The following is a 15,403-nucleotide window of genomic DNA, read 5'->3' as shown; positions in this document are numbered from 1 at the left end:
TTCCCCCGCCAGCAACCGATCAATAAAGCCTGAGAAGGAAAACCCGGTATTCACTTTCTGATCCAGCTTTTTGGCCCGCTCACGGAAAATCATCGGATTCACAATCTGCCGATGCTTGAACGCGGCCAGTAACACACTGTTCCCTTCCGGGCTTTCCCAGGCAAACACATGGGGAAAAGCGTCAATCACATGATCAATATCCTTCTCGGCTTTTCTCTGGCTGTTATTCAGCACCATAATCAATACACCGGTTTCATTCAGCCTCTCCCTGACCGCCTTCAGCACCGAACGGTCACGCATCATGGGTAACAGCCCCCGGCCTATATCACCCTCATCATCCGGAAAACCCTGATCCAAGTAAATCACATCATAGGAGCCTTTTGCCCTGCTGAGCAGATAGCCCAGATTATCATCCTGACGAATGGTAAGCCGGTCATCAGAATGGAGGGAGAAATAATTATCTGCCGCAGAGATCAGCACAGGGTCAGTATCAACAACATCAATAAACTGGGCCGGAGTAAAACTGCGCAGAAAACGTATCAAACCTATATTGCGCAGCCCCACAACCATGGAGTGTCCCTGCACTGGTGCCAGAAGAAAAGACGCCAGCAGCTCCCGGTGCTCTGACTGAACAGGCATTTCCGGCTGGAGCAGACTGATTTTACAGCCAAGGGTTTCCACTCCTGTAGCGCTACGATAAAACAGAGAACGGAATGGGCCATCATCGACAATTCGCAGACGGTATCCCTGGCTGTCCAGCATTACACCTTCAACCGGCAGGCTGCGAAAGCCATTCACACAGGCAGGCGCGGCATTAACAAGGTTTGCCCCGCAAAAGCTCCACAGGACAAGCGTTCCCACCCTTACAGCATTGGCCCACATAATATTCCCTGCTTACAACGCGCTACCGAAATACCCTGTATGACTGTAAATCTGAATATTAAGTTCCCGTTTTGGCCTAAGAACACTGCTGCTCCCCTTTGCCGGAGGATGCTGTTCTGGCACACTGGGCGAATTAAGTCATAAACACGTAAGATACTCCATACTCGGAGTCATTGGAGAACGGATGAAATTCTGCAGTGAATGCGGCTACCCTGTCAGTCTTGCGATACCGGAAGGCGATGACCGGGAAAGACATGTCTGCACCCACTGTCAGACCATCCATTACCAGAACCCCAAAATCATTGCCGGCACACTGCCTGTTTTTGAAGATAAAGTCCTGCTGTGCCTGCGGGCCATTGAACCCAGGAAAAACTACTGGACCCTGCCCGCCGGCTTTATGGAAAACAATGAATCGCTGCTGGAAGCTGCCCGCCGGGAAACCTGGGAAGAAGCCCTGGCAGAAACCTGCAATGAGCAACCCTATATCTCCCTGAGCGTACCCCATATCAGCCAGATCTACTTTTTCTATCTGGCAGAACTGGCCACACCGGAGTTTGCCCCCGGCCCGGAAAGCCTGGAAACACGTCTGTTTACGGAAGAAGAAATTCCCTGGGATGAGCTGGCGTTCCCCACCATTACCCGGGCGCTGGAGATGTACTTTAAGGATGTAAAAAAAGGAAGTTTTCCGCCCAAGGATGAAACCATCATCCTTCGAGCGAAAATGTAAACCGAAGGAAACTCAGGGCTGGCAGCGATCGTCCAGCCTCCACAGATCATAGGCGGGTGTTTCATAAGGATGGGCGGCACACAAAGCTTCAAGCGCTTTGTCCACCAGCTTATCCTCGCACACCATCTCTACCCGGTATTCCGCAACCTGCTCGACAATGCCATGATCGCCGATATGGGGACTGCTGCCATCTAGCGGTCGAAACTGGCCGGTGCCCAAAATCTGCCAGCAACAGCGATCATAATTGCCAATACGTCCGACATCAGCAGCAAACAATGCCTCCTTGACCTCTTCAAGGCTGGCTTCAGGAACAAAGAAGCAGAGTTTGTACATAATAAGACCTCAGAGCTGGTTAACGACCGGGTTAGCATAGATCCTCAGGAACCACTTCCAGGCCGCTTCCGGGCATTTTTGCAGGCGTTCGTTGAACAGCTGCTCGTGCTCGCGAATTTCCCCGGCTTCAAACTGACTATGCCAGTTATCTTTGTTACTTTCGCCAATCATCCGGTCATAGGCCAGCCAGTTGGACGGGCGCAACTTATAGAGACTGTGCAGCTGGCGATCCAGTTCATCCGCCACCGCCTGGGGGGAACCAAAAGAGCCGTCCGTCGTCAGGGGCTGGCCAAAGGCCACATGCACCCGACCTTTATAACCTTCAATACCGGTGACAATACTGCGCAGATCTTCGCCTTCTTCCTTGCTGTAATCCCCGGTCTCTGCCCGCTCCTGCAGCTCGACCGCCTTGGAAGTGTCGCAGGGATCATACTCGTAGGAAACACAGACCGGCACAATATTGAGATCATCCATCATCTCGTCAAAGCTGCGCTTCTGGCTGCGGTAACTCATATGGAGCATTTTCAGGATTGCGGTATCCGTACGATCATCGCCGTCTTTTGCGCGACCTTCCCGGTGGGCAATCCAGACATTCTCACCACTGGTCACCGAGTGGGCAATATAGCTGGAGAGTGTATGCAGAGCCTGCAGTTTCTCCCGGCGGCCGGAAATGGAGCGGCGCACGATAAAGCTTTTGTTCAGGCGCATCAGGTCACTGACATAAGGGCGCCCCAGCAGATTGTCGCCAATGGCGATGCGGGCAGTTTTTAAATTCTGTTTCCACAGGGCATAGTTCACCAGAGCCGGGTCCATCACAATATCCCGGTGGTTGCCAAGCAGCAGACAGGACTTTTTCGGGTCCAGGTTCTCGTGACCTGACCAGGTAAACTTCGCCGTGGTTCTTCCGATCACCTGATCGATCATCGGGGCCATACTTTGCTGAAGGCTGGCGACATCATGAACACCAGAAACGGCCTGGCGCAGACGAAATCCGATCACCGGGCGCATCATTTTACGGATAAACGCAGGCAGATCGGGATAGTAAAAATGCCCAAGCGCATCTCGCAGCTGGGTATTGCATACCAGCTGGTTTAACACCGGCACAACCTCATCATCGTGATAAGGCCGGATATCATCAAAAGAATCCATAGGAAGGATTGGCGTACCTGTTATAACCTGCCCGCATTATATGGCGGTGGGCGTACCAGTTCTGTTTCAGCCCGTTGCCTTTATCAGCTGCTTTGTAACGGAGTTTAATCCATAGCCTTTCTGATCAATCAGGAAGGTACAGGTATTATCCGCCGGAAACAATGGGAACAATAACCGCGATACAGACAGCCTGCGACAAAAAACCACACTGGAACAGTTAACAGACGCAGTCACAGCGTTATAATCACCGGGTACAATGATAACAGTCCGGAGCGACTCATGAATTTCACTGACAGGACTTCACCTGCAGCTACTTCTCTGAAAACCCTGCTGGCTTGTGTATGTACCGCCGCCGCGCTGTCTCTCTCCGTTCCGGTACTGGCCGAAGCCGCTGCAGAGCAGGTTACACCTGAAGTGGCGGCCCTGAAAAAAGCCTCCGCCGCAGGTGATATGGAAGCCACCCGCAAGCTGGGAGACGCTTACCTTGAGGGTTTCGGGGTTCCGAAAAACACGACTACGGCCTTCCAACTCTATGTTGAAGCCGCAAGAGCCGGTGATGCCGAAGCTCAGTTCCATGTCGGCCAGGCTTACCACCGTGGTGAAGGCACCGACAGCAACCAGATCGCGGCCTGGATCTGGCTGACCCTGGCGGGCAAAGAGGATTCCCCGGTTAAGGACCAGGCCATGACCTTGCGCAGCGATGTTGAAAAGTCCCTGTCCGAACCCCAGCGAGATCGTGCAAAAATGCTGGCAGAAAACCTCCACCGGATGTTTAGCTCATGATCAAGATCTACAGCCCACAGGATACTATGGAGGCCGAGTGTCTCCGTGATATGCTGACCAGCCATCATATTCATTGCCATATCAGCGGAAACTTCCTGCAGGGCGCGGTGGGCGAACTACCCGCCCACGACCTGCTGGGGTTGTATGCCGATATTGCCGACGCAGACCGCGCCCGGGAGCTGATTGATGAGTGGCTGGAAGCCCAGCCCGTTCTGGATAATTCAGCAGATGATTCAACACCTGAGTAAATACTCAGGTTATGCGGCTTTCGCCGGCGGCAGCTTAACTTTTAAAGCTTCCCGAATCAGGTTTCTGCGGCTGAAGTTATAGCGGGTAAACCGGGCCAGAAGATCTTCCTTGCCCAGCAGCTTACGGGTGATCTGCAGCAGGTTCATACCCTGGACTTCCAGTTGCTGAGCCTTACGGCACAGTTCCTCAAGGTTGGCCAACTTCTCCTGCAACGCTTCATAGCCATTCTCCACAATACCCCTGTGGGGGCAAAACAGCACCTCGAAATCCAGTGCCAGCACCTTGCGAATACTGTCTATCAGCAACCCCAGGTCTTCATCAATCCGCATCACCTTCAGGGATTTGGAGACATAGAGATCTCCGCTGAACAACCACTTCTGCCCGGGCAGAAAAAATACCGTAAGGTCCGGTGCATGCCCAGGAGTGTGCACCGGAACAATCGGACTGCCATCACTCAGGGTAAGATCATCAGTTAACGGCATGGTTTTCACCGGGATGGGCGAACCCCAGATATATCTCTGCAGCGGTGGCGTACGATAACCACTGGCCAGCTTGGCTTGCCCCTGCTTCGGCACCAGAGGAGTGACTCCGGTCAGCTCAGCAATACGGGCAGCATTGCCACTGTGATCTTCATGGTGATGGGTGATCAGCAGCTGCCGTATCGGTGCCTCTTCAATAAACTGGCGGGTCTCCTTCCACTGGTTGGATGGCCCCGCATCAAATACTGTGTCCCCAATGCGATAAATAATAAACGTGGTATTGATGCCGTTGCTGATGCGACCGATGCGAATCCCCTGCACCGCACCATCGGCAAACGAATACCGGCCTCTAACTGGCATATCTTTCATCCACTTATGGTTATAAACCGATAGTGGGCGATCTGCTTTACAAGAGCAATAACCCAAACAATAACCACTATTGTCCAAACTGCTCACAATCAGAAAGTTCTCCTGACATGACAGGGCAGCCGCAGAAAATCCTCTCATTCTTTTGCCCCTGCAGTTTGACGCCAGCCATCTATACTCCCGTGACGCTTTGGGGTCGAGGTTAAGCATAGATATGAAAGCAGTCTTCTCAGCCATAAGAGTTTTGGAGTTATTCGAATCGCTGCCGCGGCTGGCTGCAGCAATTTTAAGTAGCTGTCTGCTGATATCAGGTACGGCTCTCGCTGGGGTCGTCGCATTCCCCAAGAACTGGCTGAACAGCAGCTACTCTACACAGGATATCAACGGCTTCCGCACTCTGACTGGCCAGTGGGGAAATTATCTGCTGGTGAACCTTGAACCCAGCTATAAATCCAAGCTGTCCGGCCAGCTTGGGCGGATACCGACACTGTACAATCTGAAAACAGGTCAGTACGCCATGCTGGTCGATGGCCAGCCTCTGACATGGCTCAATTCAGCCTCCGCGCCAGAAGACCAGCTGTCAACCGCTGTGGTTGACCAGATCACCAAAGGCTTGATTTACGCTTTTGACTTTAAAGGCGGCGTAATCAGTGGTGTCAAGGCGACCTTTTCTGATACCGCCGGCACAAAACTGGAATCCATGGGCGCCTTTACCCTGACCCTGCCAGCCCAGAACAGTGACCCTGTCACCTACACCATGCTGCCCGGATCGAATAACCAGACAGAAACCCTCCAGGCCATCGCCATGCAGACGACGAGCGATGGCAAGCTGATGTTTGGCCTAGAACTCCAACCCAGCAGCACGCCATCCTATTCCACCAACAACAAAGTTTTGAAATCGCCACATCATCATTTCCTGAAAATTCCGGATGTTCGCAGAGGTGGGCCAACAGTACCAAAGCCAATTCATCCCATTCTCAGTACAGAAGATGATAGTAACTACTCGAATAAAAAATACCTGTTCTGGATCCAACAGAAGGATCAAAGCTACAAATCCGTAGTCGTTGACTTTTCCAGTGACCCGGATACTCAAACCATGATTGAACAGGGTAACGGCACACTGATGCTGGTGGCTACATCCAGTGATATGACCACTATTGCGGTCAACCGTGTCGTCAGGAATTTTGAATCACCAGCACAGAGCGTTGCCGGTATTATCAAGCTGAATCAAGGCAACGGTACAGCCAGCTGGTCACGCATGCCTATGGACAGCATCAGCCAGGTAATGGCTCTGGCCGCCAACGGAGAAACCTGCCTGATTCGTCGTGGTGAGAGTCTTTATGCAACCCCGGTAGATGAAGTTAACGAGAGTTTTTCACTTGAAAACAGCCATCAATATTACAAGGGTACGGCTAGCCAGTACGGGCTGAGTGGACTGTTTGGCGCAGGATCATCCCCCACCTGGAGCCCCTATGCGGCGCAACAGCTAAACAACACCAATAACCTGTTCAGTGGTCTTTTGGTAACACAAAATGGTACCGCTGTAGGGGTCACAGATAGCGGTGTTGAGTCCTTCTTCCCAACCCCTGCACTGTTCACCCTGGCACAAAATCAAACCCCGGATAATGCTGGTATTATCAAAGGCAGTGGTCAGTGGCCCAGCTTTACCGCCGCCTGCCCGGGTGAGAATGGTGTGGTTAACTACTTTGCCCTGAAAGATGACTCTGGAATGGGACTGGCCAGCGGCTTTTATATTGCTCCGCTAAAAACGCCTATTCCAGCACTGCCTGCCTGGCCTGATCAGCCAGCAAGCCTGGGACTGACAGCTATAAACGCCCAGAAAGCCAATAGCGGCTGGCTTCAGTTCTCCGAGCTGCCTGTTCAGGCAGTTGTCCAAAAGACTATCTATCCAAGTGCTGATTATCAGCCCGTGGACCCCCCGCCCCCTTACAACAAGCGGAGGGGCACCTTCTCTACGGATTCTCTATGGAGAGCGCTGCCTTGCTTTCGTGGGTCGGCAACCAAAGATTAATTAATATGGTTCTGACTTGAGCATGTCAATTTTACGCAAGCCTGATTCAGGGGAGTCCGGATCAGGCCTGCTGCTTTTAAGAACGTTTATCAGGCAATCTGCCGCTGATAAGGCGGAAGAGAGTTCAGAAGAGCCTGACCATAACGACGGGTCACCAGACGCCTGTCAAGGATGGTAATTCGGCCGGTATCCTGCTCAGTACGAAGTAAACGGCCACTGGACTGCACTAGTCGTATAGCAGCATCTGGCACAGATATATCCATAAACGGATTGCCTCCTCGAGCCTCAACCCACTCTGCCAGGGAGGCTTCTACCGGGTCATCGGGTACAGCAAAGGGAATTTTGGCGATCACTACGTGTTCACAGTACTCCCCGGGCAGGTCAATGCCTTCGGCCAGACTGGCCAGACCAAAGATAGCGCTCTCCTTGCCGGCATCAATACGTTCCCGGTGCAGGCGCAACAGTTCCTGCTTGCTGTAATCATCCTGTATCAGGATTTTTTCCCGCAGCTCCCGGTCTACGCCAAAGAACACATCTTTCATCTGCCGACGAGATGAAAACAGCACCAGAGTCCCTCGATTGAGCGCCAGCATCTCCGGAAGCATTTCAATCAATTCATCGGTGTGCTGGTCAGCCCGGCCCGGGTCACTGTTCATCGAAGGAATCACCAGAGTACCAGCTTCCGCGTGACGGAACGGGCTGGGCACACTTTCACAGGGACTGTCGGAAGGAACCCCGGAACGAATACGGTAGCGGTCAAATTTACCCAGCGCTGTTAGCGTGGCGGATGTTACCACCGCGCCCCAGGCGGTATTCCACAGATACTGTCGCAACAGGCCCCCTGCCAGAATCAGGCTACTGGCTACAGTAATATCCTGATGCCCGTTATGTTCCCGCCATTCAATCCACCGTGCGGCGGGTGGTTCGCCTTCACCATCAGGACGACTCCAGGACATCCACAAATCATGATTACCCTGCAATCGGGTGAGCAATGATCCTACGGAGGGAAGAATCTGTTCCGCCTGCAACCTGTCAACGCCCGGCACTTCACCATCAAGGGCACTTTTTAATTCGCTGACAACCCTGTCGGCCAGATCTGCGGCAGCACTGAATCCGGCTTTCATTTTTGCTGCCATTTCCCGAATATGATCCGGCACCACACCGCCGGGCAAACGATATACCAGGGTTCGGCCACTCTCACTTTCACGGGTCCTTTCCCGGACACTTTCACCAGCCTTGTGAAAGCCAGCAATCTGCAAAAGTGCTTCCCGAATATGAACCTGCTCTTCCTTCAGCTCACCAAAGCGCCTTTCCAGCTGTTCAAACCATTCGCCGATTTTTCCCGGCAAAGCGTGGGAACCCAGAATTCTGCCCAGAAGTTTTCCGGCCTGCTCCAGCCATCGACCTGTGTCATTAAGGCGGGTGTCATGGGAAAAATGGCTGATAGCTTTGTCCGGCAGGTGGTGGCCTTCATCAAACACATACAGGCAGTCTTTCGGCGGCGGCAGAATAGCACCACCACCCAGCAGCAGATCAGAGAGAACCAGATCATGGTTAGTGACAATAACATCAACCTTATCCAGGGATGCCCGCGCCTTATAAAACGGGCAACCATTAAAGTGCGGACACTTGGGGCCGGTACACTGGGCGTGGGTAGACGTCAGTGCCAGCCAGTCCATATCATCAATACTATCTGCCCAGCTGTCCCGGTCACCGTCCCAGGCTCCCGATGCCAGCCGTGAAACCATGGTTTCATAGACCCGGGTTGAGTCTTCGTTCAGGTCTATACTGAAACCTTCCTCGGCAAACAATTGGGCCGTAGCGGAATTTGCACTGGAACTTTGCAACAAAGTATCCAGTTTCTGTACGCACAGATAACGCCTGCGGCCCTTGGCCAGTGCTACGGTAAACTTCAGGCCGCTGTTATGGCTGATATCCGGCAGGTCTTTATTCAGAATCTGCTCCTGCAGAGCCACAGTTGCTGTCGCAATAACCAGAGTTTTGCCGGCATTCTGAGCCAGAGGAATACCCGCAAGGGTGTAGCCCACGGTTTTTCCCGTGCCAGTTCCCGCTTCCACCACACATACCGCCGGGTCGGAGGTACGCTTACCATCGTCGTCCATATCAATCACGCCAATCGTTTTAGCGATTTCGGCGATCATGATTTTCTGTCCAAGACGGGGCTTCAGCTCTCTTTTATCAAGAAACTGGCTGTAGGCTTTCTGGATTGTCTGGCGCAGTGCCGGAGCCAATTGAGACATAGGAAAAACCGCAAGAAAAATATCTCCACCAGTATACCGTCACTGTATGGGTATGCAGTAGTTACGAAAACAAATTCTTTACCGGTATTCTGTACTTTTTTCAATTCCGATTCACACTTCCTTTCCAGAAGCCTTTTCATCCCTCGATAATGTCACAGCTTCATGACTGAAAAACTGATTATCGATACAGACCCCGGCATTGATGACACCTTGGCCATAGCCTGTGCTCTGTCTTCCCCAGAACTCGATGTTCTGGCCCTGACCACGGTTTACGGCAATGCCTCTGTCGATCAGACTACAGAAAACGCCCTGCGCATTCTGGAGGTTCATGGCAGAGATATTCCCGTTTACCGGGGTTCCCACAAACCTCTTCTCTTGCCATCCAGAGGTTTTCCAGCCTTTGCCCATGGAAAAAATGGTTTGGGCAATATTCCCCAGCCCAAAGTGAAACGCCAGCCAGAAACCATCAGTGCATCACAGTTAATTGTAGATATGGCCAGACAGTATCCGGGAGAAATCACCCTGGTTTCTATTGGCCCCTTAACCAATATTGCCCTGGCACTGGCGCTGGACCCGAATACTGCCGACAAAATAAAAAAAGTGGTGCTGATGGGTGGCAACCTGCATGTACCAGGCAATATTTCAGCGGCTGCGGAAACCAATATTTATTGCGATCCTCATGCCGCAGACCAGGTATTTGCCGCCCACTGGCCGGTCACTGTCGTCGGACTTGATGTCACTCACCAGATCATCTCACCACCGGGTTATTTCCAGCGGCTGGAGCAGCGCCATCCGGATTCTGGAAAATTCCTCCATGACATTACCCGGCACTACCTGGAGTTTTACCAGGATCACTACGATATAAACGGATGCCACATCCACGACTCTTCCGCCATTGCCTGTGCCCTTCATCCAGAGTGGTTTGAAACGGAAAAAGGCCAGCTCAGGGTTTTATGTGATGACCTTTATCGGGGAAAGATGATCATGCACAAAGAGGATTCTCTCAACTACTGCCACAATCCCTGGGCAGGGTGCCCTTCTGTGGATGTAGCGGTCAACGTAGAGGCCGAAAAAGTACTGGAATGGCTTGAGCAGATTTAAACTCTTAGCCAGTGAACAGGCGCTAAGAGTTCCCTGAATTTTCCCTGCCATGGAGGGCATACATATGGAAAGCCCCGAAAATCAGCACCTGAATAACATCAACGGTCATATTCTCTGAAACCTGACGAATCCTGTTTCGCCAGAGCAGAGCCTCAAGACCGTGAGCCACCAGAACCAGCGCGCCAATACCGGGAATCACCGTACCCAGGGGTTCCGGCCAGACCATAAACAGTGACGTAATCACCGCTGTCCAGAACAGCAGCGTCAGCAGCCGCCCAATTATCAGAACATATTTCATCATTGCAACGCTGCCCACTTTTTCCTTACCCCTGTTACAATCAAATGATGACAAAGCCGACTTCCTCCGACAACACTTTCGATGCCATCGCACCCTGCCCCTGCGGTACCAAAAAAGCCTATGCCGGCTGCTGCCAACCCCTTCACGAAGAGAGGGCCTATGCGGCAACGGCGGAACAACTTATGCGCTCCCGCTACTGCGCCTGGTCTCTGGGTCTTATCGATTACCTGTATGACACCACTTGGAGCAAACAACAATCCGGCCTGAACAAACAGGAAATGCAGGACTGGGCAAACCGTACCCAATGGCAATCCCTGGAGATTCTGGACACCCTGGCCGGACAGGAAAGTGACCTGCAGGGAGAGGTAGAATTTTCCGCCCGATTCCTGCTTCCTCCCGTGAAAGAAGAGAAAGAACACCGGGAGAGGTCAAAATTTGTTAAGGAAAATGAACGCTGGTACTTTGTCGATCCGACCATACCCGCCCGTTCAGCAAAAAGTGTTGGCCGGAATGATCCCTGCCCCTGTGGCAGTGGCAAGAAATTCAAAAAATGCTGCGGTTAAGCTGACATTCACCAATATTTCAGAAAAAACTCGTGTTATTACCCGGTCGGGAGGGTTTACCCTTGCACCAGCATCCTGTGTGTGGCTGCACATGTGATAATTGGCAGAGTTTGCGGACAAAAACCAATAACCCCACCATAATCCCGCCCGCTTTTCAGACATCTTAAAATGTTCTGTTAAGGAAAACTTCACTTAGCCAACCCCCTCCATGTTAGGATTCGTAAACGGGTCATATAAGGCCTGCGATAAATTAGCGAAGAATTTTCTGTTTTCGGCACGCCTTTACTGCCCGTTCTTCGCCAGACAAATAAAGAGACAACTCTCAGAGCTTCCCGGCTCAATCTGTGGCATGAGGGACATCCGAACCTGATAAAGCACCATCAGGTTCGGATTAAAGGGTGAATCGGGAAGAACAATAATCATCAAAATCGGGGGACATTTATGTCTTTACTGAAAAAAATTTCATTTGCCGTTTTTGGCGCCGGCCTTGCCGCAGCAACCCTTAGCACATCTGCTGCTCCCGCAAGCCAGCAGTTTGTCACCATCGGAACCGGCGGTGTCACCGGCGTTTACTATCCCACCGGCGGAGCCATCTGCCGTCTGGTTAACAAGGGCCGCAAGAAGCACGGCATTCGCTGTTCCGTGGAAAGTACCGGTGGTTCCGTTTACAACCTGAACACCATCCGCGCCGGTGAAATGGATATGGGTATTGCCCAGTCCGACTGGCAGTATCACGCCTATAACGGCACCAGCAAGTTCGAGAAGATGGGTGCCAACAAAGACCTGCGCTCCGTATTCTCTATTCACGCAGAACCTTTCACCGTTGTTGCCCGCAAAGATTCCGGTATCAAGACCTTTGAAGACCTGAAGGGCAAGCGCGTTAACATCGGCAACCCCGGCTCTGGTCAGCGTGGCACCATTGAAGTGGTGATGGACGCCTATGGCTGGACCAAGAAAGACTTCAAACTGGCTACCGAGCTGAAAGCCGCTGAACAGTCCAAAGGCCTGTGCGATAACAAGTTTGACGCCATGGTTTATGTAGTCGGTCACCCCAATGGTTCCATCAAGGAAGCCACCACCTCTTGCGATACCGTACTGGTTGATGTGTCCGGACCGGTTATCGACAAGCTGATCAAGGACAACCCCTACTACCGTAGCGCTACCATTCCCGGCAATATGTACAGCGGTAATCCCGAAGATGTGAAAACCTTCGGTGTGGGTGCGACCTTTGTTTCTTCTACTAATACATCTGACGAAGCCATTTACCAGATCGTGAAGTCCGTGTTCGATAACTTCGACGACTTCCGCAAACTGCACCCGGCCTTCGCCAACCTCAAGAAGGAAGAAATGGTCAGCGGCGGTCTGTCTGCACCTCTCCACAGTGGCGCAGTCCGCTACTACAAGGAAGCCGGCCTGATCGAGTAATCCCTGGCATGGGTTCCGGGCTCGCCCCGGAACCACGTCACTCCTCATGCCCCCAACCTGCATGAAAGACTCACCAGCGGCCACCCGCCGCTGATGTCAACCTTGACTCCCTCCCTGTGATTGCACCCCGTGTGCAGTTGCTGGCTTTATGGAATCCCTGGCCAGGGTAACGAGATTATGTCCGAAATTTTACAAAACCAGCAGCCGGCAGGCACCGACGCCGCCGCACAGATCGTTAATGATGCCGATACCGGGGCCCGTAGCCCCCGGGGCTTATCTGCACGCATTCTGGCAGGTACCGCACTGTGCTGGTCCCTTTTCCAGCTGTGGTATGCCTCACCACTGCCGTTTGTTTTTAATGTCTTTATTCTTAACGACACCGAAGCCCGTGCCATCCATCTGGCTTTCGCTATATTCCTGGCGTTTACAGCCTTCCCTGCGCTGAAGCGCTCTCCGAAAACCCATATTCCGGTTCAGGACTGGATACTGGCGGCACTGGGCAGCTTTTCTGCGGCCTATATCTATATTTTTTATGAGTCCATGGCCGGGCGTGCCGGCGCACCGATAACTTCAGATATTGTCTTTGCCGTATGCGGCATGGTTCTGCTTCTGGAAGCCACCCGCCGGGCCCTTGGACCACCACTTATGGTTGTAGCCGGTGTTTTCCTGTTTTACACCTTTGCCGGCCCCTATATGCCGGATATTATCGCCCATAAGGGAGCCAGCCTGAACAAGGCCATGTCCCACTTCTGGCTGACGACAGAAGGCGTATTTGGCGTAGCCCTGGGAGTATCCACAAACTTTGTCTTCCTGTTTGTACTCTTTGGCGCACTGTTGGAGCAGGCAGGAGCCGGGCAATATTTTATCCGCCTCTCTTTCTCCCTGTTGGGACACCTGAAGGGCGGTCCTGCAAAAGCAGCGGTTGTTTCTTCCGGTTTAAGTGGTGTGATTTCCGGTTCCAGTATCGCTAACGTAGTGACTACCGGTACCTTTACCATTCCCCTGATGAAACGGGTTGGCTTCCCGGCCACCAAAGCCGGCGCAATTGAAGTGGCTGCGTCCACCAATGGTCAGCTGACACCACCGATTATGGGTGCCGCTGCTTTCCTGATGGTTGAATACGTCGGTATTCCCTATATCGATGTTATTCGCCATGCTATTCTGCCCGCTGCCATTTCCTATGTTGCGCTGTTCTATATTGTGCATCTGGAAGCAGTAAAAGCCGGTATGCAGGGCATGCCCCGGGAGCGTAACCTGACCATGGCCGAATGGCTTCTGGTGGCGGTTGGCAGCTTCCTGCTGATGTGTATTCTTGGGGCTCTGGTTTACTTCGGTATTGGCTGGATCAAAGATGTGGCCGGCGACTCTTCCCTGTGGGTTATTGGTGCTCTGGTCACTGCCGTTTATCTAGGCCTGCTGTGGCTGGCGGCGAAGTTCCCCGATAACCATGAGAATCATGAATTCACTGTTGCCCCCCGTATTCGTACGACAGCGTTAAGCGGCCTACACTTCCTGCTTCCAGTTGTGGTGCTGATCTGGTGTATCGGTAAAGAGCGCCTTTCTCCGGGTCTGTCCGCCTTCTGGGCCACCCTGTTTATGATCATTATTGTGCTGACCCAGCATCCGATCATGAGATTCTTCAGCGGTGAGTCCGATATTTTCGGCGGCACCCGTCGTGGCTTTATTGAACTGCTGAATGGAATGCTGTCCGGTGCCCGCAATATGATCGGTATCGGTGTTGCCACAGCTGCAGCCGGTATTGTGGTGGGTACAGTGACACTGACCGGTATCGGCCAGGTGATGACCGAGTTTGTGGAGTTTATCTCCGGCGGCAGCGTGATTCTGATGCTGATGTTTACCGCCCTGATCAGCCTGATCCTGGGTATGGGCCTGCCGACCACGGCCAACTACATTGTAGTATCCAGCCTGATGGCGCCTGTTATCGTCAGTCTGGGCGCAGCCCACGGCCTGATTGTTCCGCTGATTGCCGTGCACCTGTTTGTGTTCTACTTCGGCATACTGGCAGACGACACACCACCGGTAGGACTGGCGGCCTATGCGGCGGCAGCCATCGCCAAGACCAATCCTATCCAGACTGGTATTCAGGGCTTTACCTACGATATCCGTACCGCCATTCTGCCGTTTATGTTTATCTTCAACACGCAATTGTTGTTAATTGATATTGGCAGTGTCTGGGAACTGCTGCTGACCATCTTCAGCGCTCTTGGAGCCATGCTGGTATTTGCCGCAGCTACGCAAGGCTTCTGGCTTACCAAAACCAAGTGGTACGAAACCATTGGCCTGCTTCTGATCGCCTTTACTCTATTCCGCCCGGGTTTCTGGTGGGATATGGCCTGGCCGGAATATCTGGAAAAGCCCGGATACACCATCCAACAGGAAGTTATGGCTGTTGAACCGGGCGAACTTCTGCGCCTGCGGGTCAGCGGTGAGGACTTTACCGGCAAAGCTGTAAACAAAACCGTGATGTTGACCGTTGGCAATGAAGCCACCGGGGATGACCGCCTGATGGCCCTGGGGCTGGAGCTGGTGTTCGATAACCAGAAAGCGATTGTCGATAACATCGGCTTCTCCAGCCCGGCGGAAAAGGCGGGAGTCGATTTTGACTGGGAAATTGTTTCAGTGGAAACGCCCAATGACAGGCCTCCCCGACAGCTGATGTTTATTCCGGCATTGTTACTGCTGCTGGGTATCGGCTTCACCCAAAGACGCAGGGTGAAAACAGGTAGTTAAAACC

General features: G+C 52.6%; 14 protein-coding genes. 8 read left to right on the top strand and 6 right to left on the bottom strand.

The window, feature by feature from the left end; all coding sequences use genetic code 11:
• The coding region (locus tag ACY2RQ_RS17090) for a spermidine synthase (protein ID WP_490114207.1) at positions 1-882 on the bottom strand (882 nt) is incomplete at its 3' end.
• Positions 883-1,066: 184 nt separating this feature from the next.
• Between ACY2RQ_RS17090 and ACY2RQ_RS17085 the strand changes: the two genes are divergently transcribed.
• A complete protein-coding gene (locus ACY2RQ_RS17085; protein ID WP_490114206.1) occupies positions 1,067-1,609 on the top strand; it encodes an NUDIX hydrolase in 543 nt (180 codons plus the stop codon).
• Positions 1,610-1,621: 12 nt separating this feature from the next.
• Here ACY2RQ_RS17085 and ACY2RQ_RS17080 read toward each other — a convergent pair whose 3' ends face one another.
• Positions 1,622-1,942, bottom strand: a complete 321-nt coding sequence (locus ACY2RQ_RS17080) for an NGG1p interacting factor NIF3 (RefSeq protein WP_490114205.1) — start codon at positions 1,940-1,942, stop codon at positions 1,622-1,624.
• 9 nt (positions 1,943-1,951) lie between these two features.
• Positions 1,952-3,091, bottom strand: a complete 1,140-nt coding sequence (locus tag ACY2RQ_RS17075; RefSeq protein ID WP_490114204.1) for a 1-acyl-sn-glycerol-3-phosphate acyltransferase — start codon at positions 3,089-3,091, stop codon at positions 1,952-1,954.
• Between the two features lie 279 nt (positions 3,092-3,370).
• On the opposite strand from ACY2RQ_RS17075, the gene ACY2RQ_RS17070 reads away from it, so the two are divergent.
• Both ACY2RQ_RS17070 and ACY2RQ_RS17065 read left to right on the top strand, forming a co-directional pair.
• Positions 3,371-3,874 carry a tetratricopeptide repeat protein gene (locus tag ACY2RQ_RS17070; protein ID WP_490114203.1) on the top strand — a complete coding sequence of 168 codons (504 nt, stop codon included), beginning with the start codon at positions 3,371-3,373 and terminating at the stop codon, positions 3,872-3,874.
• Positions 3,871-4,122, top strand: coding sequence for a putative signal transducing protein (locus tag ACY2RQ_RS17065; RefSeq protein WP_490114202.1), 252 nt, complete (start codon positions 3,871-3,873; stop codon positions 4,120-4,122). Before ACY2RQ_RS17070 ends, ACY2RQ_RS17065 begins: the two co-directional genes overlap by 4 nt.
• 9 nt (positions 4,123-4,131) lie before the next feature.
• On the opposite strand, the gene ACY2RQ_RS17060 is transcribed toward ACY2RQ_RS17065, so the two are convergent.
• The gene (locus tag ACY2RQ_RS17060; RefSeq protein WP_490114201.1) at positions 4,132-4,962 is read right to left on the bottom strand and encodes an MBL fold metallo-hydrolase; all 831 of its coding nucleotides are present in this window, start codon (positions 4,960-4,962) and stop codon (positions 4,132-4,134) included.
• A gap of 250 nt (positions 4,963-5,212) precedes the next feature.
• On the opposite strand from ACY2RQ_RS17060, the gene ACY2RQ_RS17055 reads away from it, so the two are divergent.
• On the top strand, positions 5,213-7,000 hold the full coding sequence (locus ACY2RQ_RS17055; RefSeq protein ID WP_490114200.1) for a hypothetical protein: 1,788 nt from the start codon (positions 5,213-5,215) through the stop codon (positions 6,998-7,000).
• Positions 7,001-7,089: 89 nt separating this feature from the next.
• Here ACY2RQ_RS17055 and dinG read toward each other — a convergent pair whose 3' ends face one another.
• Positions 7,090-9,261 carry an ATP-dependent DNA helicase DinG gene (dinG, locus tag ACY2RQ_RS17050; RefSeq protein ID WP_490114199.1) on the bottom strand — a complete coding sequence of 724 codons (2,172 nt, stop codon included), beginning with the start codon at positions 9,259-9,261 and terminating at the stop codon, positions 7,090-7,092.
• A 162-nt stretch (positions 9,262-9,423) separates the two neighbouring features.
• Between dinG and ACY2RQ_RS17045 the strand changes: the two genes are divergently transcribed.
• On the top strand, positions 9,424-10,362 hold the full coding sequence (locus ACY2RQ_RS17045) for a nucleoside hydrolase (RefSeq protein WP_490114198.1): 939 nt from the start codon (positions 9,424-9,426) through the stop codon (positions 10,360-10,362).
• Between the two features lie 22 nt (positions 10,363-10,384).
• Here the strand turns inward: ACY2RQ_RS17045 and ACY2RQ_RS17040 are convergent, their stop codons facing one another.
• The gene (locus ACY2RQ_RS17040; RefSeq protein ID WP_490114197.1) at positions 10,385-10,678 is read right to left on the bottom strand and encodes a DUF1145 domain-containing protein; all 294 of its coding nucleotides are present in this window, start codon (positions 10,676-10,678) and stop codon (positions 10,385-10,387) included.
• A 26-nt stretch (positions 10,679-10,704) separates the two neighbouring features.
• On the opposite strand from ACY2RQ_RS17040, the gene ACY2RQ_RS17035 reads away from it, so the two are divergent.
• The 3 genes from ACY2RQ_RS17035 (at position 10,705) to ACY2RQ_RS17025 (ending at position 15,399) form a co-directional block, all read left to right on the top strand.
• Positions 10,705-11,223 carry a YchJ family protein gene (locus ACY2RQ_RS17035; protein WP_490114196.1) on the top strand — a complete coding sequence of 173 codons (519 nt, stop codon included), beginning with the start codon at positions 10,705-10,707 and terminating at the stop codon, positions 11,221-11,223.
• A 441-nt stretch (positions 11,224-11,664) separates the two neighbouring features.
• Positions 11,665-12,648 carry a TAXI family TRAP transporter solute-binding subunit gene (locus ACY2RQ_RS17030; protein WP_490114195.1) on the top strand — a complete coding sequence of 328 codons (984 nt, stop codon included), beginning with the start codon at positions 11,665-11,667 and terminating at the stop codon, positions 12,646-12,648.
• A 177-nt stretch (positions 12,649-12,825) separates the two neighbouring features.
• Positions 12,826-15,399 carry a TRAP transporter permease gene (locus tag ACY2RQ_RS17025; protein ID WP_490114194.1) on the top strand — a complete coding sequence of 858 codons (2,574 nt, stop codon included), beginning with the start codon at positions 12,826-12,828 and terminating at the stop codon, positions 15,397-15,399.
• The last annotated feature ends 4 nt before the right edge of the window (positions 15,400-15,403 follow it).

It is taken from the genome of Parendozoicomonas sp. 209JJ7-1, from assembly GCF_058147085.1.
Note: the sequence above shows the minus strand (reverse complement) of the source record. Positions and strands in the feature narration are given on the sequence as shown.

What these genes read in the sequence shown, in the direction of transcription:
- ACY2RQ_RS17035 (WP_490114196.1), top strand. Translation starts at nt 10,705, where the DNA reads ATGATGACAAAGCCGACTTCCTCCGACAACACTTTCGATGCCATCGCA.
- ACY2RQ_RS17030 (WP_490114195.1), top strand. Translation starts at nt 11,665, where the DNA reads ATGTCTTTACTGAAAAAAATTTCATTTGCCGTTTTTGGCGCCGGCCTT.
- ACY2RQ_RS17060 (WP_490114201.1), bottom strand. Translation starts at nt 4,962, where the DNA reads ATGCCAGTTAGAGGCCGGTATTCGTTTGCCGATGGTGCGGTGCAGGGG.
- ACY2RQ_RS17075 (WP_490114204.1), bottom strand. Translation starts at nt 3,091, where the DNA reads ATGGATTCTTTTGATGATATCCGGCCTTATCACGATGATGAGGTTGTG.
- ACY2RQ_RS17025 (WP_490114194.1), top strand. Translation starts at nt 12,826, where the DNA reads ATGTCCGAAATTTTACAAAACCAGCAGCCGGCAGGCACCGACGCCGCC.
- ACY2RQ_RS17045 (WP_490114198.1), top strand. Translation starts at nt 9,424, where the DNA reads ATGACTGAAAAACTGATTATCGATACAGACCCCGGCATTGATGACACC.
- ACY2RQ_RS17065 (WP_490114202.1), top strand. Translation starts at nt 3,871, where the DNA reads ATGATCAAGATCTACAGCCCACAGGATACTATGGAGGCCGAGTGTCTC.
- ACY2RQ_RS17085 (WP_490114206.1), top strand. Translation starts at nt 1,067, where the DNA reads ATGAAATTCTGCAGTGAATGCGGCTACCCTGTCAGTCTTGCGATACCG.
- dinG (WP_490114199.1), bottom strand. Translation starts at nt 9,261, where the DNA reads ATGTCTCAATTGGCTCCGGCACTGCGCCAGACAATCCAGAAAGCCTAC.
- ACY2RQ_RS17080 (WP_490114205.1), bottom strand. Translation starts at nt 1,942, where the DNA reads ATGTACAAACTCTGCTTCTTTGTTCCTGAAGCCAGCCTTGAAGAGGTC.
- ACY2RQ_RS17070 (WP_490114203.1), top strand. Translation starts at nt 3,371, where the DNA reads ATGAATTTCACTGACAGGACTTCACCTGCAGCTACTTCTCTGAAAACC.